The organism is Hymenobacter lapidiphilus, from assembly GCF_013377885.1.
Lineage (GTDB): Bacteria > Bacteroidota > Bacteroidia > Cytophagales > Hymenobacteraceae > Hymenobacter > Hymenobacter lapidiphilus.
Map to the genome: position 1 here is coordinate 1 of NZ_JABKAU010000003.1, position 24,993 is coordinate 24,993.

The window sequence follows — 24,993 nt, forward strand, 5'->3', positions numbered from 1 at the left end:
GCTGGCCCCCGCCCGCCGTTGAACGGAATCGTTGAAACGGTGCGGACGGCGGGCGGGGACAAGCCCCGCCCCTACACCGACCTCCTATTGGTAGGCGACCACCGAAACCTACATCTGTACGTTGAGGGCCTGCCGGACTTCGGGCCAGCTTAGCTCGCCGTCTACGTAGCGACTGTAGAGCTGCTTGGCGTAGGGCGTGGCCTTGGTTCGTAGGCTGGGAATAGCATCCTGCAGGCGCATCAGCACGGTGCGGCGCTGGGAGGGCGTCTGAGCGCCGGGTCCAAACTTCGGGTTGTATTCCATGTCGTAATGAAATAAAAGTCAGGGCGATACCTCAAATATCAGAAAATTGCTTTTTTGAAGCAAGCGCGATAAATACGGATTTCACCTGAGCATGGACCCGTATTTACCCCCGCCGGGCAGTCCTCTACTCAGCATAGCTGGCGGCGCAAATAATGGATCAGAATGGGCCACGCGGGCACATTCAGTACTTTTAGCATTCCCGCCCTCCTTCCCCACCCCATGGCCGCCGACTACGAGCTTACCCCCTCCGCTTCCCTCGATTTATCGACCCTTGATGAGCTACTGCGCAGCCGGGCCCGGGTGGTGCTCAGTGCCGAAGCCCGCCAGCGCCTCGAAGCCGGCCACCGCTACCTGTACCAGCGCCTGGAGCGCGACCCCGATACGGCCGTGTACGGCATCAATACCGGCTTCGGGGCGCTGTGCGGGCAGGCCATTCCGGCCGAGCAGCGCCAGCAGCTGCAGAAGAATCTGCTGATGTCGCACGCCTGCGGCACGGGGGCCGAGGTGCCGGCCGAGCTGGTGCGGCTGATGCTGCTGCTGAAAGCCCAGAGCCTGTGCTACGGCCACAGCGGCGTGCAGATGGCCACCGTGCAGCGCCTACTCGATTTCTACAACCGCGGCATGCTGCCGGTGGTGTACGAGCAGGGCAGCCTGGGCGCCAGCGGCGACCTGGCCCCGCTGGCCCACCTCTGCCTGCCGTTGCTGGCCTTGGGCGAAGTCAACTACGAAGGCTACCGCCTGACCGCCGCCGATGCGCTGAGCCTGTTCAGCTGGGAGCCCATTGTGTTGGGCGCCAAAGAAGGGCTGGCCCTGCTCAACGGCACCCAATTTATGCTGGCCTACGCCGTACACGGGCTGCTGCGGGCCCGCCGGCTGGCCACCGCCGCCGACGTTATCGGGGCCCTCTCGCTGGAGGGGTTTGATGGGCTGTGCGAGCCATTTGATGAGCGCCTGCACCGCCTGCGCCCCCACCCCGGGCAGCTGCTGGTGGCTCAGCGGCTGCGGGCGCTGCTGGCCGGCAGCGAGCTGCAGCAGCAAACCAAAACCGCCGTTCAGGACCCTTATTCATTGCGCTGCATGCCGCAGGTACACGGTGCCTCCCGCGATGCGCTGGCGTACGTAACCCGCACCACCGAAATCGAGTGCAACGCTGTAACCGATAACCCAACCATCTTCCCCGAAGACGACGCTATTCTGAGCGGGGGCAATTTCCACGGCCAGCCGCTGGCTTTGGGGCTGGATATGCTGGCTATTGCTGTGGCTGAGCTGGGCAGCATCTCGCAGCAGCGCACCGCCCAGCTCATTAGTGGGCAGCGGGGGCTGCCGCCGTTTCTGGTGGCCGAGCCGGGCCTCAACTCGGGCCTGATGATTCCGCAGTACGCTGCTGCCGGCCTCGTCAGCCAGAACAAGCAGCTTTGCACGCCCGCTTCGGTGGATAGCCTGGTGAGCAGCAACGGCCAGGAAGACCATGTGAGCATGGGGGCCAACGCCGCCACCAAGGCCCTGCGCGTGGTTGTCAATGTCGAGCAGCTGCTGGGCATCGAGCTACTGAATGCGGCCCAGGCCCTGGAGTTCCGCCGCCCCAGCCGCAGCTCGGCGCCGCTGGAGGCGCTGGTAGCCGCATTCCGCGAAAAAGTACCCTTCGTATCCCACGACCGGATTCTGCACCCCGACCTGGCCGCCGCCGCCGACTTCGTGCGCACGTACGCCTGGGAGTAGGCCGCGACGGAACCCAATGGCTTGAGTGGCTGGAGCGGGGGCTGCGCTTCCGCTTACATTTCGCTTTCTTCGTGCATAGATTACGGCCCGCGTGGCGTTAGGCTTATCATGATGAAAACCGCACTCCTGCTTTGGGTTTTGCTCCTGGCCGACTTATTCGGCAGCACGGCGGCGCATGCTCAGGCGCCGTGCGTGTCGCAAACCGATGCCGGAGCCAAGTTCGATGCTTACGATGCCGCTACTGGCCAACTCATCACCAAGTTTCTATGCGTAGGCCGCCCGGTACGGTTACGTGACCGGAGCGGCAAAAACCTGGACCCGGCCCAAATCTACTACCGGACAGGTTCTACCATTATTTGCAGCAGCTTCACCGACACCACCACCACATTTATTCCCACAGAACCGGGGGCATTGGTCATCACCCAGAACACCCAAGGGGGGGCAGGCGGTAACACACAAGGCATCATTTTCGCCAAACCCTACGAAGTACTGGCAACGCCCCAGCCAGCTTTCGAGTTCAGCGTCTGCTCGCCGGGACTGGTGCAGGTAACGGTTACCGACACCAAGTACCCCGACTATTTCGTGCAGGTAGGTATGGGGCCGCGGGTTCCGGCTCTGCGCGGTGCGGCCGTAAGCTATCCGGTAGGCAGCACCAATACGGTTACGGTATCGGGCCGCAACCCTACAGCCGGGCTATGCGAGGGCACCAGCACCAAGCCCTTTACACCGCTTCCCGCCCCCAAAGCACCGGTACTACGCCGCCTTACGCTGCCCGCCCCCGGCACCGTGCAACTGGAGTTCGAGGTTTTGCAACCCGAGTACCGCTACCAGCTGCAGGTGGCCGATGCCACCGCGACGGGAGGCTACCGAAACCTGGCGGCCGTAACGGCCGCCAGCCCCTTTACGCTGCCCGCCGCCCCGCTGCCGGGTTGCTACCGGCTGCTGCTGCAGGACCAGTGCCAGCCACCGGTTTTCAGTTTGGCTTCCAACGAAATCTGCTCGGTGCAGCTAACCGGCGCGGCTACCAACGGCCGCAACCAACTCAGCTGGACCCGCAGCGGCACCTACACGCTCACCCGCACCGAAGGAAGCACCAGCGTGGTACTGCCGCTACCGCCCGGCGCCACCGGCTACGACGATGCGGCCGTGAGCTGCGGCACCACCTACCGCTACCAGCTTAGCCTGAGCAGCGGGCCGGCCATATCGGTTTCCAACGAAATCAGCCTCACCGCCCTTTCCACCACGCCACCGGCCCGGCCGCGCCTATGGGCCGGCTTCAACCTGCGCAACCAGGTAGAGTTGCGGGCCGAGGTGCCGGGCGTAGCCGCCGGCGGCCAGCTTAGTTACCAGCGCAACGGCGCGCCGCTGGCCACTACGCCCGCCCGCCGCCTGCTCGATTCGCTGGTTACGCCCGATCCGGTTGTGCCGCTGTGCTACGCCGTCGAGTTTCAGGATGCGTGCGGCAACCGCGCCCCTACTGGTTCCAGCGTATGCGTAGTGCAGCTGAAGGCCGAAGTCGCCAGCCCCAACAGCCCCGAAATCCGCCTGACCTGGTCGGCCCTGACGGCCACGGGGCCAGACCCGGCCGCGCCGGTGAGCTACCAGGTGCTGGGGCTGGCATCCGACAACTCGTTGGTTTCCAGCGTAGCGGTAGGCAACAGCCTTACGTACTTCGATTTACAGCCCGACCCCAACCGGCAAACCGTGCGCTACCGCATCGAGGCCCGTGGCGCCGGACTGACGGAGCCCTCCTACTCCAACGTGGCCGAAGTAGCGCGCCCGGTGAAGCTGGTGCTGCCCACCGCCTTCACGCCCAACGGCGACGGCCTCAACGACGTGCTGGAGCTCAAGGGCCGCTTCCTCGACAACTTCCGCTTCACCATCATTGACCGCAACGGCCAGACTGTGTTCCAGACCACCGACCGCACCCGCAACTGGGACGGTCGCATAAAGGGGGCCGCGCCGGTGCCCGGGGCCTACGTCTGGCAGTTCGAAGCCCTCGACCAGCAGGGCCGGGCCGTGAAGCAGTACGGCACCGTCACGATTCTGCGCTGATGCAGCGCGAACCGTCCGCTTTGCGTATCGGTGAACGGAACCATGGCACAGTCGGCAACCAGCCTGTTCAACGACTCGCGAAGCGGGAGCTTCACGCTACGACGTATCTTTGCGCTACTATTTTTCACCTTTTGAGACGACGCGACTATGTTTGATATGGCCGGAATGATGGGCAAGATGAAGGACCTGCAGGAGAAGATGAAGCAGGCCCAGGAGCAGCTGCAGTACCTAACGGCCACGGCCGAATCGGGTGGAGGTTTGGTGAAGGCCACGGCCAACGGCCAGCGCCGCCTGCTCAAGCTCGAAATTGATGACAGCCTGCTCCAGCCCCAGGACCGCGACATGCTGGCTGACCTGGTAGTGGCCGCCGTGAACAAAGTAATGGACGAGGCCGCCGCCAAAGCCCAGGAAGAGCTCAAAAAGACCACTGCCGGCCTCATTCCCAACATTCCCGGCATGGACCTGAGCGGTTTCGGAATGTAGGTTTTTAAGCTATTAGCAATTAGCTGATAGCTGTTGGCTTTTTGAAAAACAGCGTTCTGCAAATCTTACCTGACCCGCTTGCTGATTCAGCATCATCTGCTGAAAGCTCCACCACCGCTACTCCAGACACGTCGTGCGCCGATGTAGCGGTAGTCATTCTCAACTGGAACGGCCGCGACTTTCTGCGCCAGTTTCTGCCCGGGGTAATGGCGCACTCGGCCGGAGCCGCCGTATTCGTGGCCGACAATGCCTCCACCGACGACTCGGTGGCGTTGCTCAGGGCCCAGTTTCCAACGGTGCGGGTACTGGAAAACGGCGGTAATCTGGGGTTCTGCGAGGGCTACAACCACGCCCTGGCCCAACTCGGGCCCGCATTCCGGTACTACGTGCTGCTGAACTCCGATGTGGAGGTAACGCCCGGCTGGCTCGCGCCCCAACGCGAGCTGCTGGAGGCCAACCCGCGCATTGCCGCCTGCCAGCCCAAAATCAGGCAGTACAGCACCGATCCGGCCGCGCGCCAACTGTTCGAGTACGCTGGGGCCGGCGGGGGCTACCTCGATTCGCTGGGTTACCCCTTCTGCCGCGGCCGCCTCTTCGACACGCTCGAAACCGACATCGGCCAGTACGACGACGCCCGGCCAGTGGCCTGGGCCACGGGGGCCTGCCTGCTGGTGCGGGCCGAAGCCTGGCACGCGCTGGGTGGACTCGAACCGGCCTTTTTTGCCCACATGGAGGAAATCGACTTCTGCTGGCGGCTGCAGAATGCTGGCTGGCAGGTATGGTACCAGGGCGGCAGCACGGTGTTCCACGTCGGCGGCGGCACGCTGCACAAGTCCAACCCGCGCAAAACCTACCTCAACTTCCGCAACGGTCTGGCGCTGGTGTACCTCAACACCCATCCCGCCGAGTTGCCCGCCGTGCTCATCAGCCGCGTGGCCCTCGATTGGGTAGCGGCCCTGCGCCTGCTGCTGCAGGGCCAAACGGCCGACTTTTGGGCCGTGCTTCGGGCGCACGGGCACTTTGTGGGCCGCCTGGGCTACTGGAACATTCGGCGGCGGCAGTTTCCGCCCCGCCTGCGCCTGCACGAGCGCGCCGGCACCTACACCGGCAGCCTCGTATGGGCCTATTTCGCGCGGGGTAAGCGGGTGTTCGAGAAACTGGGAGTCAGGAGCTAGGAGTTAAAATTCTGCCTGTCATCCTAAGCAAAGCGAAAGACGTTATCAGGCGTAAACGGCCGCAAAAAGGGCCTGTTCTGGCGTAATAAGGTCCTTCGCTTTGCTCAGGATGACAGGCAGAATTCTACCTCCTAGATCATCAAGCTACAAATCCCAGACGGTGCTGCGCTGCTGGCGCATGGCGTGGCGCACGTTACGCCAGAAGGCCAGGGCGAAGTAGAGTACGATGGGCGAGCCGAACGTGAAGAACGAGGCGTACACGAACGAAAGCCGCACGCTGCTGCTGGAAAACCCAACCCGGTCGCCGATGGCCTTGCAAACGCCGAAGCTCTGCTTTTCGATGAAGTCGGTTATTCGATGCATAAGGGTAATTTTAGCGGCGCAGTAAGTATTGGCTGGAGTAATATACGATGATTCCGCCCCGGTGTCAAGCACTTACGCAAGAAGCCCGCGGCAAGATACGTCTATCGGCTACCTTTCGTCGTTTGAGTTTAAAATTTTCCTGACCCTACGGAGTCGTTGCCTATGCCCCATCTTCCGCGCCTTCTGTCTGGCGCCAGCGGCCTGCTGCTGGCCGCCGGCCTGCTACCTGCCTGCTCGCCCCTGCCCAAAGTGCTGAAAGCCGCCCAAACCGGCCAGTCGATTACCGTAGCGCCCGCCGTGCTGGAAAGCAACGGCCAGCAGGTGCGCTTCGAAGTAACGGCCAAGGTGCCCGCCGCCCACCTGCGTAAGGGCGCGGCCTATAATGTAGCCCTGAGCTACCGCTATCAGAACGGCCTGCGCGAAGACACCGTGGGCCGGCTCACGTTCCTGTCGGGCGAGTTTGTGTATGATGAGCAGCAGAAGAATATGCTCGTCATCCGGCGCGAGTTCACCTTCCCCTACGCTCCCCAAAAGAGCCCCGGCCAGCTGCTGGCCCGCCCCGATGCCCGCCTGACTAAACCCAACGGCGCGCGCCTGAAAGGCCCGGAAATAGTGCTGGCCCGCGGCATCCTCACCACCAGCCAGCTGGTAGTGCGCCAGGATTCGCTGCTGACGCTGCTGCCCGAGACTGTAAGTAACGACCGCAGCGGCACGCGGGTGCTGCCGTTTTACTTCGACGCCGGCAAGGCCGAAATACGCAACTTCCTGGGTACCAATGTAGCGGCTCTCGAAGATTTCATTGAGGCCAACCAGCGCACCGAAAAGGTGATGATTGTGGCCGGCCACTCGCCCGATTCGCTCGACCGCCACGACCCGCGCCTGCCCGACCGGCGCGTGCAGGCCCTGACCAATTACTACAAGAAGCGCGTCAATGAAGCCTCTTACCTTAATAAGGTGAGCAACATCGACTTCGAAACCGAAGCCTACCGCCGCCGTTGGGACCTGTTCCTGAGCAAAGTGCAGCAGTCGGCCCTCAAGCCGGCCCAGATCGACTCGGTGGTGCTGCTCATTAACGACTCGCCCGGCACTTTCGCCGAGAAGGAAAAGCGTCTGCACTCGCTCAGCTTCTTCGATTATCTGGAGCAGTACATCTACCCGGTGCTGCGTTTCGGCACGGTGTCGGTGCGCTACACGGCGCCCAAGCGCTACGACTCGGAGGTGTATCTGCTCTCGAAAAAGATTGTGGAGAAGCAGACCGAAGCCGACGCCCTCACGCCCGAAGAACTGCGCTACTCGGCTTCGCTCACCCCCCTGCTCGCCGAAAAGCAGCGCATTTTTGAAACCGCCGTAGCCAACACCGGCGCCTGGCAGGCCTACTACAACCTGGGTGCGGTGCTGCTCATGCGCTCCGAAAAAGAGACCAATCCTAAGGTAGTGCGGGCCTACCAGCGCCGGGCGGCGGTCAATTTCACGCTGGCCGCCCACCGCAACCCCACGGCCGAGCTGTTCTACCGCGTGGCTACCGCCTACCACCGCGCCAACGACCAGACCGAAGCCCGCCAGAGCTACGATTACGCCATCAAGCTGGGCGGCACGCCAGCTATGCTCAGCAAAGCATTCGCCGATAAAGCCGCCCTCGAAATCGAGATGGGCAAGCCCGACGAGGCACTACGCAGCCTGAGCTACAGCGACCCGCGCAGCTACCAGAACCTGATGAACCGCGCCCTCATTTATGTGCTGAAGGGCAATTACCCCGGCGCAGCTGCCATTTATGAGGAGGCCCTGGCCCTACGCCCCCAGGACCCGCTGGTGTACTACAGCCTGGCCATAACGGCCGCCCGCCAGCACAATGAGGCCGCCACGGCCCTGCACCTGCGCCGCGCCGTGGGCCTCGACCGCAGCTACGCCAACCGTGCCGTCGAAGACCTGGAGTTCCGCGAGTTCACAAAAGGCAAGCAGTTTCTGGAGGCGTTGCGGTAAAGACATCGAACGTGATTCAGAGCGCAGCGAAGAATCACGCGTGAAGTCGCTGAGCAACATTACAACGACTTCACGCGAGATTCTTCGCTGCGCTCTGAATCACGTTCGATGTCTTTACCCATTTGCCCAACCGCGCCGCTCGTTGTAGCTTTACGGGCCGGCTTTAAACTGGCTTTTTTCTGAACTGAACCTTTCGACTTTCGACCGATTATGCGGACCATCCAATTCCGGGAAGCCCTGCGTGAAGCCATGAACGAGGAAATGCGCCGCGACGACCGCGTGTTTCTCATGGGCGAAGAAGTGGCCGAGTACAACGGCGCCTACAAAGTAAGCCAGGGCATGCTCGACGAATTCGGGCCCGAGCGCATTATCGATACGCCCATTGCCGAACTGGGCTTTGCTGGCATCGGCGTGGGCGCGGCCATCAACGGCCTGCTGCCCATCATCGAGTTCATGACCTTCAACTTCTCGTTGGTAGCTATTGATCAGGTAATTAACTCGGCTGCTAAGATCTATTCGATGTCGGGCGGGCAGTACTCCTGCCCTATCGTGTTTCGGGGGCCAACCGGCAACGCCGGCATGCTTTCGAGCCAGCACTCGCAGAACTTCGAGAACTGGTTCGCCAACTGCCCCGGCCTGAAAGTGGTGATTCCTTCGACTCCCTACGACGCTAAAGGCCTGCTAAAAAGCGCCATCCGCGACCCCGATCCAGTAATTTTCATGGAATCGGAGTTGATGTACGGCGACAAGGGCGAGGTGCCCGAAGAGGAATACCTCATCCCGATTGGCAAAGCCAACGTAGTGCGCGAGGGCACCGATGTAACCATCGTCAGCTTTGGCAAGATGATGAAAATTGCCCTCGAAACTGCCGACCGGCTGGCCCAGGACGGCATCAGCGCCGAGGTAATCGACCTGCGCTCGGTGCGCCCCATCGACTACGACACGCTGGTAGAATCGGTGAAAAAAACCAACCGCATGGTGGTGGTGGAAGAAGCATGGCCGCTGGCCAGCATCAGCTCGGAGCTGGCCTACATGGTGCAGAACCGCGCCTTCGACTACCTCGACGCCCCCATCCGCCGCATTACCTGCATGGATGTGCCCCTACCCTACGCTCCTACCCTTATCGAGGCTTCGCTGCCCAACGTGGAGCGCACCCTGCAGGCCGTAAAGGACGTGCTGTACGTGAAGCGTTAGTCGAATTCCAGCTTTTCCGCTATGCGGTAAGCCCGCGGCTTCGCCGGAAACCCAAAGGCCCGCCTAGCGCGGGCCTTTTTGCGTGGTACCTTTTGGCAAGGGCGCACGACCAGACGGACGGGTTTTTGCGTACCTTTTCTCGCAGGCGCTCAGCCTTACGTTATACCTTCCTACTTTCTTCTACATGAACAACCGCCTGCATCTTCGCCTCGAACACCTAGAGCGCGCCACCAACCACCTGCTGGCCACCGTGGAGGCAATGGGCGAGCGGGCCACCGTTGCGCCGGGGCCCGAGCAGTGGTCGGCCGTGCAGGTGGTGCAGCACCTGCTGGTAGCCGAAACCGGCGTCGGGCAGTACATCGAAAAGAAGCTACGCGAGGCGGATAAGCTTCGCCCAACGGGCCTGGCGGGTTTCCTGAAGTCGCGGCTGCTGCGGCTGGCGCTACGGCTGCCGGGGCTGCGCTTCAAAGTGCCGCGCTACCTGGCCGAGCTTACCCCCGCCGAAGTTCCTGCACTGCCTGAGCTACGCACCCAATGGGAGGCCGTGCGCCGCCACCTGGAGCGCCTGCTCAACGAATATCCAGGCAAGCTGCTGAGCCGGGCCATCTTCAAGCACCCGCGCTCAGGCATGCTCACCATCCACCAAACCCTCGATTTCATGCTCGACCACGTGCTGCACCATCAAAAGCAGGTGGAGCGCATTGCGGCTTCTGTTGAGAAGCTAGAAGCTAGAAGCTAGAATATCGGCTGTCATCCTGAACGCAGCGAAGGACCTGCAGAGAAGCCAACCTCAAAAGAGAATAGCTTCTTTGCAGGTCCTTCGCTGCGCTCAGGATGACAGCCGTTGGTGCCTCTATCCTTATCTACAAATCCCGGTACGACTCGTGGCGGGGCAGTTCGGCCATGAGGGCGGCAATTTCGGGTGGCGGGGTGGTGAGCTTGCGCGTGCGCAAATCGAGCCAGGCCCCTTCGACGCTGACGGTGGCGGCGGGACGGCCGTCGGGCTTGTATAGCGTATGCACGATGTTCCAGCGGGAGCCATCGGCGTTCAGGCCTGATAGCTCGCCGCCCACGCGCAGCGCCTCGTTGATGTGCAACTCTTTCAGAAAGCGGGTGTCCTCGCGAAACAGAATGGGCCCGAGGCCGGCCTTGGCAAAATAAGGCAGCGTGAAGCCGCTGGCGGCCAGAAACTCGATGCGGTGCTGGGCGGCGTAATCGTTGTACGCCGAGTGGCGCATGTGGCCGTTGGGGTCCATATCGGCCCAGCGCACGGTATAAGTCTTCTCGAACATTGATTTTGCGCTTTTAGCTGACTGCTGTCAACTTTTCACTTATTGAATTGGGAACGTAGGCTATTGGCTAATGAGGCAGTTCAGAAAATCGGCAGCCGTAATAAGCCCGTCATGCTGAGCTTGCCGAAGCATCTCTACCGCTTCGTTGCAATGGTAATCCAACGAAGCGGTAGAGATGCTTCGGCAAGCTCAGCATGACATTCTTTTGACACCATCAACCGCTTGTAGCTTACCGCAAGACGAGGCGCACCAGGTACTGTTGGTGCTCGTCTTCCTCCAGAAACTCGACCTCGTAACCGGCAGCGGTGGCGCAATCCTGAAGCAGGCTGGGGTCGGCGAAAATCCAGCCGAACTCCGCCCCCTGCTCAGTGCCGTACTGCATCGAATAAGTCACCTCGCCGTAGTACGAACCGTTGAGGTCGAACACCAGCGCCCCGTCCTCGTCCTCGTACATGTAGCTGATATCGGAGGAAGTAGCCAGAATCTGGCCGCCGGGATTGAGCAGGCTTTTGGCGTGGTGCAGAAACTTCTCCAGCCCTTCCAAGGTGCCCGTCAGGCCCAAGCCGTTCATGAGCATGAGCAGCGTATCAAACTTTTCGCCCTGAGCCAGGGCCGGGTCGAACAGGTCGTGGCAGGCTACCTCGCGTACGCCGCGCTGCTCCATAACGGCCACCGCGCCGGGCGAAATGTCCACCGATTTCACCTCGAAACCGCGGGTTTGCAACTCCAGGGCGTGGCAACCGGCCCCGGCACCCAGGTCGAGCACACGGCCCTGGCACTGCTCCAGGGCAGTACGCTCCAACTCGGGCATTTCCCAGAGCGAGCGAAAAAAGTAGGCAGCCGGCAGCACTTCTTCGTCGGCAACGGAGCTGTGCACGGCCAGCGTGGCGCTTAGCTGGCCCTGCTGGTAGGCCTGCAGCGCGTGGCCGAGAGGGTCGGGGGCCATAGTTTCGGGAGTTGACATGGGGCAAAGATACGTGGCCTGGGAAGTAGGAGCAGAAAGCGAAACAGCAGGGGGCCGGTTATGTCAGTTGAGCTGACCATCACTCTGGCCCGGCCCGCGGCCGTATACCCACTTCACTTCTCCCCTTTTTGCCTTGACTTCTCACAGTAAGTCCCACCTGCCCACCAAACTCTGCCTCACCTGCGGCCGGCCCTTTGCTTACCGCAAGAAGTGGCGCAACTGCTGGGACGAGGTGAAGTATTGCGGCGAAAAATGCCAGCGCAACCGCCCCAAACCAACACCGGCCGGTTCTGCGCAGTTGTAGCCAACGTATCCTTGCGGCGGCGTTCTGCGTTCAGACAGGCTCTCTCTCCCATTTGTAACCCCTCTGCCGCATGGCCAGCAACCTCGACTACCTCGCTCCCGAACTAAAGCCCCTCGAAGAAAAACTGCAGGCGTACCTGGCCGCCGAAAAGGCCCTGACGCAGGCCGAAATTACCGCCACCAGCCTCACCCAAAGTCCCCCACCGGCCCCAAATGCAGAGCTTGGTCAGCGCCCGGCGCCCGGCAGCTTCCCGGAGCCTGCGGATGAGGCGGCTAGTGAACTGCAAAACCTGCGCGACGACTTAGCCGCCCAGCGCCAGGAAATCATCGACCTGCTGCCTGTGCGCGACGAGTGGGTGAAAGTAAATCTGGGCTACGGCCCGAGCCGCGTTGGGGCATTCGGCGTGCCGGCTCCCGGTACCGGCTACGAGCTGCGGGTAGTTATCTAGCACGGCAGCGGATCGGGCAAGCTTTATGCCTAGCCAAATGCAGCAACGCCGGCAACCCGGCGGCCTCGGTCGCAGTGGTTGCCGGCGTTGCTGCGTTTGGGCCGAACTGCGCGTTATGTGGCTCTGGCAGACGTATCTCGAAAGCCCAGGACTTATGGAAATAAAAAAGGCTTCGGTAGTACCGAAGCCCTTTTCCACAACCAAAACACCTAATAAACTATTCTTTCAAATCTGTTCTGTCAACTATCAGGCCAAAGCCTTTCTGACGACGGCTGATTCTGCCGAAACAGTTGTTAGGGTCTTCTGGCAGTAAGAGGCAATAAGCACGCCGAAAGGTTGCAGACGCGTTGCTTATTTTTTCTCACAACTGGTCCTCTCTCGTTCAGAGCAAGGTAAATCAGCCTCAGACGGACTAATTCATACTGCACATCAGCTACTTACTGCTTCGTGATGCGGCTGACGATGCGCGAGTCGTTTAATTCCATCAGCAGCAGGTAAACGCCTGCCGCACCGGGTACCTTCACATCGGTGCGGTTGGTGCCCGGGCGTACATTTACGGCCTGCGTGAGTACAGTACGGCCCAGCAGGTCGGTTACCCGCAGCGTACCGGTGCCGCTGCTACGTGCCTCAAAACGGAAGCTGAGCTCGTCGCGGAAGGGGTTGGGTGTGGCGGCAAAGCCTTCGGCGACCAGCGCGGATGGCTGAGCGGACAGCAACACGCCCAGCCGGCGGAAGTCGCGCAGTACCTGGCCCCGGATTTCACCGCTGGGGTTGAGGGCAGTATGCAGGTTCACATAAACACTATCGCGCCGGAACTGCAGTGCCCGACGGGAGGTGAAGGGGTTGGTGGCATTAGGTGCTTCATTGGTGGCGTTCCAGTAAGCATCGGCACCGCTGGTGGGCGTGGTGGTATTGAAAAACGGCATCAGGTTGAATACCACCGGACCCGATTGGGTGATGAGGCCGGTGTGCAGGTGGCCCATAGTGGCCGGGCCCGAGAGTCCGCCCCAGGTCATGTTCAAATGCACGTTCGACTGGTCGCGGTCCATCGACACGAAGCCTGCGCCGTAGCCGCCGGTAGCCACTGGGTTAGGCCGCTCCTGCTTCCCGCTGAGCACAAACGTGTAACCCTCGCGCGCCAGCCGGTATACCTGGCCCCGGATTTCGCCGTTGGGGTTGGCAGCCGTATTAAGCACCATATTTACCTCACCACGCAGGAAAAGATTGACGGTTGCGACATCCAGGCCGGTAAATGTGATGGCAAAGGCCGCCGGCACAGTGGCAGGCAGCGTTACGCGGGCCAAACGAGCAGCAACCGAATTGGGCTGGCCGACATTGGCCACATACAGATCGAAAGAGGTTGGGGCACCGCTCAGACCGGTGTGCGTCGCAAAAATGGTCAGGGTGTCGAGCGTAGAGTTCAGCCGGATAAACGATACGCCTTTAGCCGCAGAAGTGGTAACGGGCACCATTTGCGCGGCATCGAGCCGGGCATCGTGACTCAGGAAACGGGCCTCGCGGATGAGCTGGGCGCGGATTTCGCCGCCGGGGTTAGCGGCCGTGTGCACGTTGATGTAAATCTGCCCGGCGTTCAGGGCCGTGAGGAAGGCGGCCGTGGGCGTGATTTCACCCTCAATCACATTGCCCGTAAGAAAGGGCATCAAATCGACGATAACCGGGCCGGTAGCGCCGATAGCGCCGGTGTGGAAGTGCGTAACGGTAACCGGACCACTCAGGCCCGAGAACACCACCCGAAACTTCAGCTTATTCTGCTGCTGGGCCAGGTTGAAGCTGCCCAGGCCAATGGCGTTGGTCGTAACAGCCGGCACCTCCTCGTCGCCGCTCAGCACGCCTACAAACTGCTCATCCTTCTCCAGCTTTATCTGGCCTCGGATTTCGCCGCCGGGGTTGGCTGCCGTATGGATGTTGAGGTAGTACGCCCCGCGCAGGTAACGGTCGAGCCGGGCCGGGGTAATGTCGGAGCCGGTCAGAAACCCGTTCAGTTGGTTGCCCCTGATCATCGAGAACAGGTTCGTGACTACCGGGCCAGCCATGCCCTCGAAGCCGTTGTGCACGTGGGCCATCGTGATGGGGCCGCTGAGGCCGGTGAATGAGCCGCTGATAAAGAGTGTGTCTTTGCCGGCGTTGAGCGTGAAGCTGGCCGTACCGCGGGCCGTAGTGGCTACGGCGGGTACTTCCTGGGCTCCGCTGAGTTGGGCCCCGAACAGCAGATGGGCACGGAGATGGTCGGCTTGCACGGCGAAGGGCCGGAGCAGCAAGCTCAGCAACAGGCTGAGCGTAGCGTAAGTAAAGGTTCGCAGCATGATGAATAGGTTGAAGTAAAAAAAGAATTGATAGCAGGAAACAGCTTCGCTGAGCGAAGGTTCTGGCCGGCATAGCAACTGGGTGCTATAATGCGGGACTTTTGCGGCCAGCCAGCACTTCGCCCCAATGGTTAAAGTCGTATTTTGCGCTCTGACAGGGGTTTTTGCGTATACCGCAAGACCAAAATTTTACTACTTTTTACGCTGCTGCTACCTTATGGAAGCTCCCAACCCCGAATTTATGCGCGAAGCCATTCGCCTTTCTATTGAGAAAATGCAGGCCGGCCACGGCGGACCGTTTGGTGCCGTGGTGGTGCGCAACGGCGAAATCATTGCCCGCGGCTTCAACCAGGTAACCAGCACCCACGACCCCACCTGCCACGCCGAAATGGACGCCATCCGCAAGGCCTGCGCCGTGCTGGGCACCTTCCAGCTCACCGACTGCGACCTGTACACCAGCTGCGAACCTTGCCCCATGTGCCTGGGTGCCATTTATTGGGCCCGCCCGCGCCGCGTGTTTTATGGCAACACCAAAGAGGATGCTGCCGCCATCGGTTTCGACGACCAGTTCATTTACGAAGAACTGGAAAAGCCCCTTGGCCAGCGCCACCTGCCCATGCAACCGATGCTGCGCGACGAAGCACTGGCCGGTTTCAGCGCCTGGGAGCAGCACGAAGCCCGCTTGGATTATTAAGCTATTAGCTTTCGTTCGATAAAAAGCTAACAGCTAACAGCTGCCAGCTATTAGCTCAAGTTATGAGGTTCCTCTCCCTGCTGCTGCGCATTTTAGCCGTCCTCGCGCTGGGGCTGCTGCTGCTGGCGGGAGCGGGCCTGTGGGTGCTGCAGTCGGAGTGGGGGCACCAACGGGTAACCAAGCTGGTGCGCCAGCGCCTGGCCGCGCACTCCGACCTGGTGCTGGCGCCATTGGAGCTGGATTACTCACTGCTGCGCGATTTTCCTTACCTGACGGCCTCGCTGCACCATTTGTCGCTCACTGATACATCGGCACGGCGGGCGGTGGAGGTGCTGCGCGTGGGCCGGGCCGATATGCGCCTGGCGCTACGCCCGCTCTGGCACGGCCGCTTTGAGGTGCAGCGCCTGACGCTGCACAACGCCGAGTTCCGGCAGCTCACCGACTCGACGGGCCACGACTGGGGCCTGCGGGGCCGCGGGCCGCATCGCAGCCGCCCCCAACTGCCCCCCGATTTCGACCTCGATTCGCTGATTATCGTGAACCTCCGGGTTTCCGATCGTAACGAGCTGCACCATAGTGGTTTTGGAGCGCGGGTAACGCACGGGCGGCTAGCGGTGCGCACCCGCGGGGGCGTGGCCCGGGTACGGGGCCGGCTGGAGGGCCGGCTCAACTACCTGCGCAGCAGCCGCAGCCTCATTTTTTCGCAGGAAGACGTGGTGGCACAGGTGCGCTACGGCTACGATTTCAGTCGGCGCGAAGGCACATTCCGGCGCACCCGGGCCACACTCAGCGGCGACACGGTACACATCAGCGGGACGCACCGCGGGGCCGGGCCGGGCGAACCCCGCGGAGCCCGCCTGAACCTGCATTTCCGGGGCTACCAGCCGCTACTGAAAGTGCTGCGGGTGGCGCTGCCCAACAACCTAGAGCGCTACCTCGAAGGCACCACCAGCCCCAGCCGCGCCCGCATAGCCTACACCATCCGGGGCCTGACCGGGCCCACTGTGCGGCCGCGCACGGTGCTGCGTTTCGAGCTACGCGACGCTCAGGTGCAATGGCCCGACCCCGCCCGCCGCATCCGGCGCTGGGATGCCCGCGGGGTCTTCGATAACGGCCCGGATCACAATTCGCGCACCACCTACCTCACCTTCGAGCAGTGCCGCATCTACTCGACGGCCGGCCAGCTCGATGCCCAGCTGACGGTGCGCGACTTTACCCGGCCCCGGGTGCAGGGCAGGGTGCAAGGGCGTACCGAGCTGCAAACCCTGGCGGCCGTGGTAGTACCCGACCTGTGGCGGGCCCGTAGCGGCGAGGCGGCCCTCGACCTGGAGCTGGATGGCTGGCTGCCCAGCTTCCGACCCCGGCGGGCCGGGCCGGGACGGCGGCCGCTACCTTTGCCGGTGGCCGTAAAGGGCACCGTTAACCTAGAAAACGCTTTTTTTGATGTCCCTAACCGGCAGGCCCGGATGCGGGCGCTCAATGTACAGGTCCGGCTAAACGACAGCATCTGGAGGCTGGAGAACCTTTCCGGCCAGCTCAATGGCATGCAGCTGCAGGCCAACGCCACTACCACCAACCTGCTGGCCTACGTAAGCGGCCAGCACCCCACCACCCACATAAGCGGCTCGCTGAGCGTAGATGAGCTGCGCCTGCCCGAACTGCGGCGGCTGCTGGCTCCGCCGCGCCACCCCACCCGCAGGCCGGCCGCCACCATCGACGCCGACCCTGCCCAGGCAGCCGATATGCTGACCATTTTGCCCGTTGGCTTGCGCCTGGAAGGCGTGCGCCTGCGCTGCGCCCGGCTGGTGCTGGCAGGCGATACCCTCCGCGAGCTGGCCGCCACCATACACCACGATGGCAACCGGGTAGCCCTACGCGACCTGCAGGTGCGGGTATGGGATGGGAAGTTGGGCGGGCAGGCCAGCTGGTCTACCAGCCGGCCGGGCTCCGAGCCGGTGCAGGTTCGCCTGAAGGTAGAAGTGCCCAACCTGAGCTATGAGCGGCTGCTGGCCCGTATTTCGCGGCCACCCAGCCGCCCGCCAGGGCAGGGCAACAACGACCCTACGCTGCGCGAGATACTGCTGGCCACCAGCGGCCGCATCGATGTGGCTATCGGCCAACTGCAGCTGACGGATATCAGCAGCCTCCACCAGCTGCGCTTTCATGTGGACAAAACAGGGCCCGGTTTTCAGATTCCTGACCTTACGTTCCGTACCAATACCGGCGGGCAGGGCAGCATCCGGGCGCAGGCAACGCTGGCGGGCATTCGCCTGGACCGGGCGCGTGCCATAGTAGAGCTACACTACGATACGTTGAATGTACAGCACTTTCTGAAGCTACTTGCTGGCCTGGGAAACGTACCACCACCCGACGACAGTCAGCCACGGCAGTCGGGCAGAGAGGCGCGGGAAGGCCGGGCTGCCCGCCGGGCCGGCTTGCCGGGGCGCAGGGCCGCCCGCGGTCCACGCCCCAGCCGGCCCGCGTCGCCGTTTATGGATGGTACCATCACCGGGCAGGTACATGTAACGGCCAACCGCATGCACTACGGCGTACTGCGGGGCACCGATTTCGACTTGCTTACTACGCTCGAAGCCGGCCGGGCCCGCTTGGAAAGCTGCTCGGTGCAGGCGTTTGGGGGCGAGCTGACCCTACGCGGCGTTATGCGCACCGACTCCGGCGCCAGCCACCACCCTTTGCGGGCGCACATGCAGCTACGCAACGTAGAGCTGCCCCGGCTGTTTGCACTGGCCATCCCGCTAGGCCTCGATGTGCTGGGCCCCGACAATGTACGGGGCCGCATGCAGGCCGATGCCACTATCCGCACCGACCTCGACCAGACCTTTTTACCCCGCCTGGCCACTACCCGCGCGCTGGTGCAGGCCGATTTAATTGACCTGGAACTGCTGGAAGTAGATGCCCTAATGCAGGCGCTAAAGATGCTGAGCCCGCGCCGCACCAGCCACCTGTTCTTCGAACCGGTGCAGGCCGACTTCCTGCTCGACAAAGGGCAGCTGCTGATTCCGGGCCTCAACCTAAGCAGCAACCTGACCGATATGCTGGTGACCGGCGAGTATAGCCTTGATGGCCGCGCCGACCTGTATGTGGGGCTGAGTCCGCTACAAACCCTGTTCGGCAACAACCGCAAGCGCATTGAGCGAATCAGGAGCGGCGAGGCCACGGAACGCCGCAGCCGGGGCCTCATCTACCTGCACCTAGACCGGCAGCCCGGCAGCCGCTACAAGGTGAAACTCTTTAAAAAGCAGCAGCAGCGCCAGCAGCAGGCCGAAGTGCAGGAAAAGTATCAACGCCTGCTTCGCTTTTTTGCTGATTGAGTGAGGAGGTGATAGGGGGATAAGGAGATAAAAGAACGGTCATTCCGAGCGCAGCCGAAAAATCTCTACCGCCAAACTAAATCCCGAGGACAGGGCTACTTTGGCGGTAGAGATTCTTCGGCTGCGCTCAGAATGACTATTCCTTTACCCCTTCCCTGCTTTACCCCTGCTTCAGCGGAAGCGTGAGGGTGAATTCTGTGAAGTGGCCTTCCTCCGAGACCACACGCAGCGTGCCGCCGTGGCCTTTAGTAATGATGTCGTGGGCCAGCGAGAGGCCCAGGCCGGTTCCCTCGCCCACGGGCTTGGTGGTGAAGAAGGGCTGAAAGATGCGCTCTTGCACGGCGGGGCTCATGCCGGTACCATTGTCGCGCACCCGTACCTGCACCTGGCCGGCCAGCAGCACGGTGCTTACCAGCAGCTCAGGAACGTAGCCGGGTCCCGCCAGCACCGCCCGATCGGCAAGTGCGTAGAGGGCATTGGTAAACAGGTTCAGCAGCACGCGCTCCATTTCGGGCACCAGCACGGGTACCAGGGGCAGGTCGTCGCCCAGCATGGGGTGCAACACGCCAGCGGGCAGCAGCAGGACCGTATCGGGGCGGCCCTCGTAGGCCAGGCGCAGCTGCCGGGCTACCAGGGTGTTGAGGCTGGTCGGCTGTAGGGCAACGGCGCCGGTGCGGGCGTGGGCCAGCATACTGTTGATAATGGACGAGGCGCGCTGCCCATGCTGGCTGATTTCGTGCAGATTGCGCCGCAGCCCGCTCATAATTTCCTGACCCAGCTCGTCGGGGGCAGCCGTGGGCCCACCCGCTCCTACTGCCCCGGCCGTTTCCTGCTCCAGCAGCTCGTTGCTAACCACCGCCAGCCGGTTCATGAAGTTGAGTGGGTTCTGCAGCTCGTGGGCAATGCCGGCCGACAGCTCGCCCACGAAGGCCCATTTTTCGGCCGCTACCAGCTGGCGCTGGGTAGCTACCAGCTCGGACTGCTGGCGGCTCAGCAGCTCGTAGGCACGCTTTTTCTGGCGGTAGTTGCTCCCCAGCACCACACTCAGCCCCGTTACCAGCACCAGCCCAATCCCCGACACGCCCAGCAGCCACTGCTGCTGCTGGTTTTGCTGACGCACCATAGACGTGGTGCGCGTCAGCTCGCCTATTCGGGCCTGTTGCTGCCGCAGCTCGAAACCATATTGTAGCGCCGCCGTGCGCCGAATAAGGGCGCGGCTGCTGAGGCTGTCGTCGTAGGCGGCAAAGAGGCGGTGGTAGCGGTAGGCGTCGGCGAAGCGGCCCAGCCGGGCGCTGGCTTCGGCCAGCACCCGGCTGCCGTCGCGGATGTCTTCTTTTACGCCCCGCTCCTGGCTGGCCTGCAGACCGGGCCGGCCGTAATAAATGGCGCTATCGGGGCGGCGCAGACGCAGTTGGGCGCGGGCCAGCACCAAATCTACCAGCGGCAAATAGCCCACCACATCGAGGCGGCGCAACTCGGCACGGGCCTGGCGGGCGTAGCGTAAGGCCTCGGCCGAACGGCCTTGGCGCTCGGCCATGTCGGCTATGTACACTTCCAGCACAATGCGGCCGGGGTTGTCGCCGAGGCTACGAGCCAGCGCGGCGCCTTCGGTGTAGTAGCGGCGGGCCTGCGTCCACTGGCCCTGGGCTTGGTACAAGTCGCCGAGGCCGCGCAGGCTTTGGGCCACGCCCCCTTTGTCGTTGGTTTGGCGGGCCAGGATGCGGCTCTGCTCCAGATAAGCCAGGGCCTGCCCGTACTCGCCCAACTGGGTGCTAATAAAGCCTAGTTGAGCGTTGGTGAGCACCAGCCATTTGTTGTCGCGCAGCTTTTCGGCCTGCGTGAGGCCTTGCTGGGCGCTGGCCAGGGCGCGGGCGTAGTTTCCCTGTCCGAAGTAAATATAGCTCAGGTTGTAGCCCACCCCAATCAGGTTGAGCGCGTCGTGCTGCTGCCGAAAAACGCGGGCTGCCTGCTGGGTGAAGGCCAGCGCCGGAGCATACTCGTTGCGTTTACGGTAATAATAGCCCAGTCCCAGCCAGGCCTGCGCCTGGCCCGGCGCGTAGCCCAGGCGGGTGGCCAGCGCGGCCGCCTCCTCGAAACGGGTGCGCGACAGGCGCGGATTGGAGGACCGTAGCTCGAAGGCCAGCTGGTTGAGCTGCTGCACCCGAATGGTGTCGGCGGCGGCCGGAGCGTTGGGGATGGAGGCGCGTAGCGGAGCCAACGGCAGCAGCAGCCCCAGCAACGTAAGCGACAGTAGCAGCAGCGGCCGAAATAGCCCCGCTTTGCGCAGAATTAAAAACACACCAGCCATAGAGGCGGCTAAGATATTGCCTTATGAGGTAAACCGCCGGCCAAGGGCTCCGGTATCCGGGCAGACATAGGCTGGGTGTTCGTTTAGGCGCGTGCTGAGGTGGTTTTTGGCGACTAGAAACCTTTGGGCAGGTCGATGCCGCGGATGGTGCGAAACAGGCTCAGCGCGTTCTGGTCGGTGAGGCCGCCGATGTAGTCGGTGAGCAGAATAATTTGCTCGTAGGCGCCCGCGTCCTGCTGGGGGCCGGTGGCGCGGAACTGCTCGGGCAGCAGCTGGCGCAACTTGCGCGAGCGGGCACTGTCGTGGGGGTCGAAGGTGGCGGCCAGGAAGGCATCGAGCAGCCCGCCTAGCACCTCGAAGCCAGCGGCTTCAATCTCGAGCACCGGCCGGCTTTGGTAAAGATGCTCCACGGTGAGGCGGTGAACTTCTTGCAGCTGCTCCCAGCAGTCGAGCTGGCGCACCAGCGGCTCGTCGAGGTGGCCGCGTAGCAACTCGGGGGCGCGGTCGGCGAAGCGGCGGGCGGTTTGCTGCACGAGCTGGTTGATGAGGCGGGCGCGCAGGTAGCCCAGCTCCTCGCGCCAGTCGCGCCACTCCACCGAGCCGCGGCGGGTGGGGGCGTCGCCCAGCATGTCGCGCAGCAGCGCCAGCCCTTTTTCGCACGGAATCAGGCCCAGCTTGAGGCCATCTTCAAAGTCGATGATGCGGTAGCAGATGTCGTCGGCAGCTTCGACCAGGAAAGCCAGCGGGTGGCGGTGGTAGAAGCCGGCGGCCTCCGAACCGGCCGGTTTGGGCAGCAGACCCAGCTCGCGGGCCACCTCCTCAAAGCGGACGGCTTCGGTCTGGAAGTAGCCATATTTCTTCTCGCTGGTGCTCTGCGTGAGGGCCTGCTCGGGCACTACCGAGGGGCGCGGTTACTTGCTAAACGCGCCCAGCGTGGCATACGTGAGGCCAAGTCCGGCCGAGCCGTTGCTGTGGGCGGCGTAGGTATGGGTGAGCACCCGAAACCCGGCCGCATTACCCTCAAAATGCTGCAGATCGGTACGCTGGGCCTCGCTGAGCATCCGCACAAACGGCTCGGCGGCGCTGCTGCGGAAGTAGGCCGAAATAGCATCCTCGCCCGAGTGGCCGAAGGGCGGGTTGCCGATGTCGTGGGCCAGGCAGGCGGCGGCCACAATGTCGCCGAAGTCGGAATCGAGGTGGGGCAGCTCGTCGGCCAGCCCGTCGGTTTCTTCGAGCAACAGCCGGCCCCCGAGGCGGCCGAGCGAGCGGCCCACGCAGGCCGTTTCGAGCGAATGCGTGAGACGGGTGTGCACGAAATCGGTTTCGGGCAGCGGCATGACCTGGGTTTTGCGCTGCAGCCGCCGGAACGCCGAGCTGAACACCACCCGGTCGTAGTCGGCCACGAAGGCCCCGCGCACGGGAGCCGCCTCGCTCACCACATGCAGCTGCGGCTGCTCGGGGTAGCGGCGTCGGCTCAGTAGCCGGCCCCAGCGCATAGTGGGGGCATTTTCGTCGGGAGGCGTGAGGTGGAGCATGGTAGGCATTGATTGAACGATGTAGGGGCAGGGCTTGCCCCCGCCCACCGTTAAACGGTGTGCGTTGTACGGTTGTACCGGCTTTATTCAATGGCAACCGTTTAATGTCGGGCGGGGGCAAGCCCTGCCCCTACTCCGTTCTTATCCGGCCCAGTAACCGCACGGTGGCGTAACCGAGCAGCAGAAACAGGCCGTAGAGCAGCGTAACGCCCCAAGTACCGAGGTAGGCGCGCGGGTGTAGCAGGCGGGTGAGGATGTCGTAGAACAGGCTGACGGGGTTAGTGAGCACGTCCCAGCTATTGAAGCGCAGGTAGCGACCCAAGTAGATGCCGAAGCTGCTCAGCAGCAGCGCCAGCGCGGCAAACCCCCAGCCAGCCCACTGGCCCAGCCGCCGCGTTACGAGCTGCTGCATATCGGTGAGGGAGGCGTAGGCCAGCATCAGGCCGTTCCAGGCGCAGCTCAGCAGCAGGGCCAGGTCGTACCAGTAGGGCACGCCGGGGCGCGGGTGCAGGTGGAACAGGTCGGTGAGGATGTAGGGCGCGTTGGGGAAGAACAGCAGCCAGACCGCCCCCACCGGCAGCAGCACCCGGGCCCGCAGCCGCCCGGCACTCAGGCCCAGCATCGTACTCAGCCCGAACGGCACCAGGGCCAGAAACAGGTTCCAGAGCAGAAACATGAACGTAAGCTGGCGCGTGAGCAGCACCCGGCCGGTAATCAGGGCCACACTCAAAGCCAGCGAAAGGCCCAATACCAGCAGCAGGCTCAGGCGCTGCCGCAGCTGGGTTTGGGAGAATGTGCTAACCGACATCGACATGCCCGCAAATACGGAAATTTCGAGCGCAGGAGCGCGGGGCAGAACGACCGTAGTGTGAAGCTCCCGCTTCGCGTATCGTTGCTGACTGCTACCCGACGTCGTTCACCGGTACGCAAGGTGGAAGTTTCGCGCTACACTTGTTCAACGATGCGCGAAGTTGGAGCTTCGCACTACGGCTGTTCTTCTACAATACCGCCAGCAGCCCATCGTAGAGTGGCCTGAGTTTGGGCGTACTTGGCCTGCAGCTCGGCCAGCTTCTGGTTGGCTTCCAGTAGCTTGGCATCGCGCGAGTTGAGCAGAAACACCGAGCTTTCGCCGTTTTCGAAGCGGGTTTGCTCCCCGTCGCGCAGACGCTGGGCGTTGGCTACCACCTGCTGCTGCAGGGCCAGCTGCTCGCGTAGGGCAGCCCAGCTGTTGGCCGCCGTCAGCACGCCGGTTTCTATTTCGCGGGTGTCCTGCTGCAGGGCCAGCTCGGTGTCCTGCTGCTTGAGGCGGTTGAGCTGGAGCTTGGCCCGCTCCTGGCGCAGCAGCAAGGGGTAAGCGAAGCTCACGCCCAGCTTGTAATTGTTCTGCAGGTAGCTGCCATTCAGGCTGGCGGCCTTTTCGGGGGCAAACGGCTGGCCGGCCTGCAATAGGTTATAATCGAGGTTGAGCTTAGGCAGCAGCTTGTTGCGCAGCAGCCGGTTTTCCACGGAAAGCTGCAGCAGCTTGGCCCGGCTTTTCTGCAGCTCCGGATGAATTTCTTGGGCCAGGGCCGTGAGGGCGGCCACCGAATCGGGGGGCAGCGTGCGCCAGTCGGCGGAGCCGGGCAGCAGCTGGGGGCGGGCGGTAAGGGGCAGGTTCAGGGGCTGCTGCTGCTCGTTCCAGAGATAGTTACTCAGCAGCAGCGAGGCATTCTGGAACTCCATCTGGGCCTGGCTCAGCTCGGCCTGGCGCTTCTGCAGCTCGCCCAGCGCCTCCACCGAGTCGATGGCCGCCAAATCGCCAAAAATCACGCGCTGGCGCACGGCCCGGAAGCGCACGTCGCCCAGCACCAGGTTCTGGCGGTTCAGCTCCAGCTGCCGGTAGCGCAACGTCCAGTCCCAGTAGTCTTTGGCGGCCTGCAGCAGCAGCTTATTCAGGGCCCCGCGGCGCTCGGCCTCGGCTAAGCCCTGCAGCGCCTGGGCCTGGCGCACAGCGGCGCGGCGCTCATCTATCAGCAGGCCCTGGGCCAGCGGCACCGACAGGCCCAAATAGCTCAGGCCACCTGGGGAAGTGAAGTTTTCGGGGTTGATGTACTGGCCGGTGCCCCGCTCGTAGCCGGCCTTCACGTCGAAGCCATACCACACCGGCACCCGCAGTTGGGTGTCCCAGTCGTGGAAATACTCCTGGTCTTTAAAGGTTTTGCCGTAGTATTTGCTGGTGGCGGTGGGGTCGAAGAGGCCGCGGGCGTAGCGTACCTCCTGGCGGGCACGCTCGGGCAGCAGCCCGGCCTGCTGGGCCACCGGGTGGCGCAGCGTTACGTAGGCCAACAGGTCGGCCAGCCCAAACACGCGGCCGGTATCGGCCGGAACGGCTGGTATGCGCGTAGCCACCGGGGTAGGCTGCCGCACCTGAGCCACCACGTTGATTGGTGGTCCGAGCAGCAGCAACCCCAGCAGCAGCGTCGGGAGCATCAGCAAAGAGGGCAATAGTCTAAGCAGCATGAATGGTGGTTTGTGCAGATG

21 protein-coding genes are annotated in these 24,993 nt (G+C 62.9%); 11 read left to right on the top strand and 10 right to left on the bottom strand.

Annotated features, from left to right (window positions below; translation table 11 throughout):
• Positions 1-108: 108 nt before the first annotated feature.
• Positions 109-303, bottom strand: a complete 195-nt coding sequence (locus HW554_RS02140) for a hypothetical protein (RefSeq protein WP_176906707.1) — start codon at positions 301-303, stop codon at positions 109-111.
• 219 nt (positions 304-522) lie between these two features.
• Here HW554_RS02140 and hutH point away from each other — a divergent pair, with 219 nt between their 5' ends.
• The 4 genes from hutH (at position 523) to HW554_RS02160 (ending at position 5,735) form a co-directional block, all read left to right on the top strand.
• On the top strand, positions 523-2,022 hold the full coding sequence (gene hutH, locus HW554_RS02145; protein WP_176906708.1) for a histidine ammonia-lyase: 1,500 nt from the start codon (positions 523-525) through the stop codon (positions 2,020-2,022).
• A gap of 138 nt (positions 2,023-2,160) precedes the next feature.
• Entirely contained in the window at positions 2,161-4,077 is a 1,917-nt protein-coding gene (locus HW554_RS02150) for a T9SS type B sorting domain-containing protein (protein WP_176906709.1), read from the top strand.
• A 147-nt stretch (positions 4,078-4,224) separates the two neighbouring features.
• A complete protein-coding gene (locus HW554_RS02155) occupies positions 4,225-4,560 on the top strand; it encodes a YbaB/EbfC family nucleoid-associated protein (RefSeq protein ID WP_176906710.1) in 336 nt (111 codons plus the stop codon).
• Positions 4,561-4,601: 41 nt separating this feature from the next.
• The gene (locus HW554_RS02160; RefSeq protein WP_262889869.1) at positions 4,602-5,735 is read left to right on the top strand and encodes a glycosyltransferase family 2 protein; all 1,134 of its coding nucleotides are present in this window, start codon (positions 4,602-4,604) and stop codon (positions 5,733-5,735) included.
• Between the two features lie 144 nt (positions 5,736-5,879).
• Here HW554_RS02160 and HW554_RS02165 read toward each other — a convergent pair whose 3' ends face one another.
• A complete protein-coding gene (locus tag HW554_RS02165) occupies positions 5,880-6,098 on the bottom strand; it encodes a PspC domain-containing protein (RefSeq protein ID WP_176900624.1) in 219 nt (72 codons plus the stop codon).
• A gap of 162 nt (positions 6,099-6,260) precedes the next feature.
• Here HW554_RS02165 and HW554_RS02170 point away from each other — a divergent pair, with 162 nt between their 5' ends.
• The 3 genes from HW554_RS02170 to HW554_RS02180 all read left to right on the top strand — a co-directional run bounded on the left by HW554_RS02170 (position 6,261) and on the right by HW554_RS02180 (position 10,011).
• Complete coding sequence (locus tag HW554_RS02170) at positions 6,261-8,078, top strand: tetratricopeptide repeat protein (RefSeq protein ID WP_176906711.1); 1,818 nt, start codon at positions 6,261-6,263, stop codon at positions 8,076-8,078.
• A 210-nt stretch (positions 8,079-8,288) separates the two neighbouring features.
• On the top strand, positions 8,289-9,272 hold the full coding sequence (locus HW554_RS02175) for a pyruvate dehydrogenase complex E1 component subunit beta (RefSeq protein ID WP_176906712.1): 984 nt from the start codon (positions 8,289-8,291) through the stop codon (positions 9,270-9,272).
• Between the two features lie 184 nt (positions 9,273-9,456).
• A complete protein-coding gene (locus HW554_RS02180) occupies positions 9,457-10,011 on the top strand; it encodes a DinB family protein (protein ID WP_176906713.1) in 555 nt (184 codons plus the stop codon).
• Between the two features lie 124 nt (positions 10,012-10,135).
• On the opposite strand, the gene HW554_RS02185 is transcribed toward HW554_RS02180, so the two are convergent.
• On the bottom strand, positions 10,136-10,564 hold the full coding sequence (locus tag HW554_RS02185; protein WP_176906714.1) for an acyl-CoA thioesterase: 429 nt from the start codon (positions 10,562-10,564) through the stop codon (positions 10,136-10,138).
• Positions 10,565-10,793: 229 nt separating this feature from the next.
• Positions 10,794-11,510: a class I SAM-dependent methyltransferase gene (locus tag HW554_RS02190; RefSeq protein ID WP_246285064.1), complete on the bottom strand. Its 717-nt coding sequence runs from the start codon at positions 11,508-11,510 to the stop codon at positions 10,794-10,796.
• Between the two features lie 151 nt (positions 11,511-11,661).
• On the opposite strand from HW554_RS02190, the gene HW554_RS02195 reads away from it, so the two are divergent.
• Positions 11,662-11,832, top strand: a complete 171-nt coding sequence (locus tag HW554_RS02195; RefSeq protein WP_176906716.1) for a DUF2256 domain-containing protein — start codon at positions 11,662-11,664, stop codon at positions 11,830-11,832.
• A gap of 70 nt (positions 11,833-11,902) precedes the next feature.
• On the top strand, positions 11,903-12,280 hold the full coding sequence (locus HW554_RS02200; RefSeq protein WP_176906717.1) for a hypothetical protein: 378 nt from the start codon (positions 11,903-11,905) through the stop codon (positions 12,278-12,280).
• Between the two features lie 437 nt (positions 12,281-12,717).
• Here HW554_RS02200 and HW554_RS02205 read toward each other — a convergent pair whose 3' ends face one another.
• Complete coding sequence (locus HW554_RS02205) at positions 12,718-14,604, bottom strand: CHRD domain-containing protein (RefSeq protein WP_176906718.1); 1,887 nt, start codon at positions 14,602-14,604, stop codon at positions 12,718-12,720.
• Between the two features lie 217 nt (positions 14,605-14,821).
• On the opposite strand from HW554_RS02205, the gene HW554_RS02210 reads away from it, so the two are divergent.
• Positions 14,822-15,298, top strand: a complete 477-nt coding sequence (locus HW554_RS02210) for a nucleoside deaminase (RefSeq protein WP_176906719.1) — start codon at positions 14,822-14,824, stop codon at positions 15,296-15,298.
• 62 nt (positions 15,299-15,360) lie between these two features.
• Entirely contained in the window at positions 15,361-18,630 is a 3,270-nt protein-coding gene (locus HW554_RS02215) for an AsmA-like C-terminal region-containing protein (RefSeq protein ID WP_176906720.1), read from the top strand.
• Positions 18,631-18,790: 160 nt separating this feature from the next.
• On the opposite strand, the gene HW554_RS02220 is transcribed toward HW554_RS02215, so the two are convergent.
• The 5 genes from HW554_RS02220 to HW554_RS02235 form a co-directional block, all read right to left on the bottom strand.
• A complete protein-coding gene (locus tag HW554_RS02220; RefSeq protein WP_176906721.1) occupies positions 18,791-20,938 on the bottom strand; it encodes a tetratricopeptide repeat-containing sensor histidine kinase in 2,148 nt (715 codons plus the stop codon).
• A 113-nt stretch (positions 20,939-21,051) separates the two neighbouring features.
• Positions 21,052-21,834, bottom strand: coding sequence for a hypothetical protein (locus HW554_RS20515; protein ID WP_317170814.1), 783 nt, complete (start codon positions 21,832-21,834; stop codon positions 21,052-21,054).
• A gap of 15 nt (positions 21,835-21,849) precedes the next feature.
• Positions 21,850-22,482: a dGTP triphosphohydrolase gene (gene dgt, locus HW554_RS20520; RefSeq protein ID WP_246285065.1), complete on the bottom strand. Its 633-nt coding sequence runs from the start codon at positions 22,480-22,482 to the stop codon at positions 21,850-21,852.
• A 121-nt stretch (positions 22,483-22,603) separates the two neighbouring features.
• Positions 22,604-23,281: a DUF1361 domain-containing protein gene (locus HW554_RS02230; RefSeq protein ID WP_176906722.1), complete on the bottom strand. Its 678-nt coding sequence runs from the start codon at positions 23,279-23,281 to the stop codon at positions 22,604-22,606.
• 176 nt (positions 23,282-23,457) lie between these two features.
• A complete protein-coding gene (locus HW554_RS02235; protein WP_176906723.1) occupies positions 23,458-24,942 on the bottom strand; it encodes a TolC family protein in 1,485 nt (494 codons plus the stop codon).
• Positions 24,943-24,993 lie beyond the last annotated feature (51 nt).

Bases quoted from the DNA above. Each gene is read 5' to 3' on its own strand.
- HW554_RS02180 (WP_176906713.1), top strand. From the start codon at position 9,457: ATGAACAACCGCCTGCATCTTCGCCTCGAACACCTAGAGCGCGCCACC.
- HW554_RS02205 (WP_176906718.1), bottom strand. From the start codon at position 14,604: ATGCTGCGAACCTTTACTTACGCTACGCTCAGCCTGTTGCTGAGCTTG.
- HW554_RS02155 (WP_176906710.1), top strand. From the start codon at position 4,225: ATGTTTGATATGGCCGGAATGATGGGCAAGATGAAGGACCTGCAGGAG.
- HW554_RS02170 (WP_176906711.1), top strand. From the start codon at position 6,261: ATGCCCCATCTTCCGCGCCTTCTGTCTGGCGCCAGCGGCCTGCTGCTG.
- dgt (WP_246285065.1), bottom strand. From the start codon at position 22,482: ATGCCTACCATGCTCCACCTCACGCCTCCCGACGAAAATGCCCCCACT.
- HW554_RS02235 (WP_176906723.1), bottom strand. From the start codon at position 24,942: ATGCTCCCGACGCTGCTGCTGGGGTTGCTGCTGCTCGGACCACCAATC.
- HW554_RS02165 (WP_176900624.1), bottom strand. From the start codon at position 6,098: ATGCATCGAATAACCGACTTCATCGAAAAGCAGAGCTTCGGCGTTTGC.
- HW554_RS02200 (WP_176906717.1), top strand. From the start codon at position 11,903: ATGGCCAGCAACCTCGACTACCTCGCTCCCGAACTAAAGCCCCTCGAA.
- HW554_RS02185 (WP_176906714.1), bottom strand. From the start codon at position 10,564: ATGTTCGAGAAGACTTATACCGTGCGCTGGGCCGATATGGACCCCAAC.
- HW554_RS02210 (WP_176906719.1), top strand. From the start codon at position 14,822: ATGGAAGCTCCCAACCCCGAATTTATGCGCGAAGCCATTCGCCTTTCT.
- HW554_RS02230 (WP_176906722.1), bottom strand. From the start codon at position 23,281: ATGTCGGTTAGCACATTCTCCCAAACCCAGCTGCGGCAGCGCCTGAGC.
- hutH (WP_176906708.1), top strand. From the start codon at position 523: ATGGCCGCCGACTACGAGCTTACCCCCTCCGCTTCCCTCGATTTATCG.
- HW554_RS02220 (WP_176906721.1), bottom strand. From the start codon at position 20,938: ATGGCTGGTGTGTTTTTAATTCTGCGCAAAGCGGGGCTATTTCGGCCG.
- HW554_RS02190 (WP_246285064.1), bottom strand. From the start codon at position 11,510: ATGGCCCCCGACCCTCTCGGCCACGCGCTGCAGGCCTACCAGCAGGGC.
- HW554_RS02215 (WP_176906720.1), top strand. From the start codon at position 15,361: ATGAGGTTCCTCTCCCTGCTGCTGCGCATTTTAGCCGTCCTCGCGCTG.
- HW554_RS02175 (WP_176906712.1), top strand. From the start codon at position 8,289: ATGCGGACCATCCAATTCCGGGAAGCCCTGCGTGAAGCCATGAACGAG.
- HW554_RS02140 (WP_176906707.1), bottom strand. From the start codon at position 303: ATGGAATACAACCCGAAGTTTGGACCCGGCGCTCAGACGCCCTCCCAG.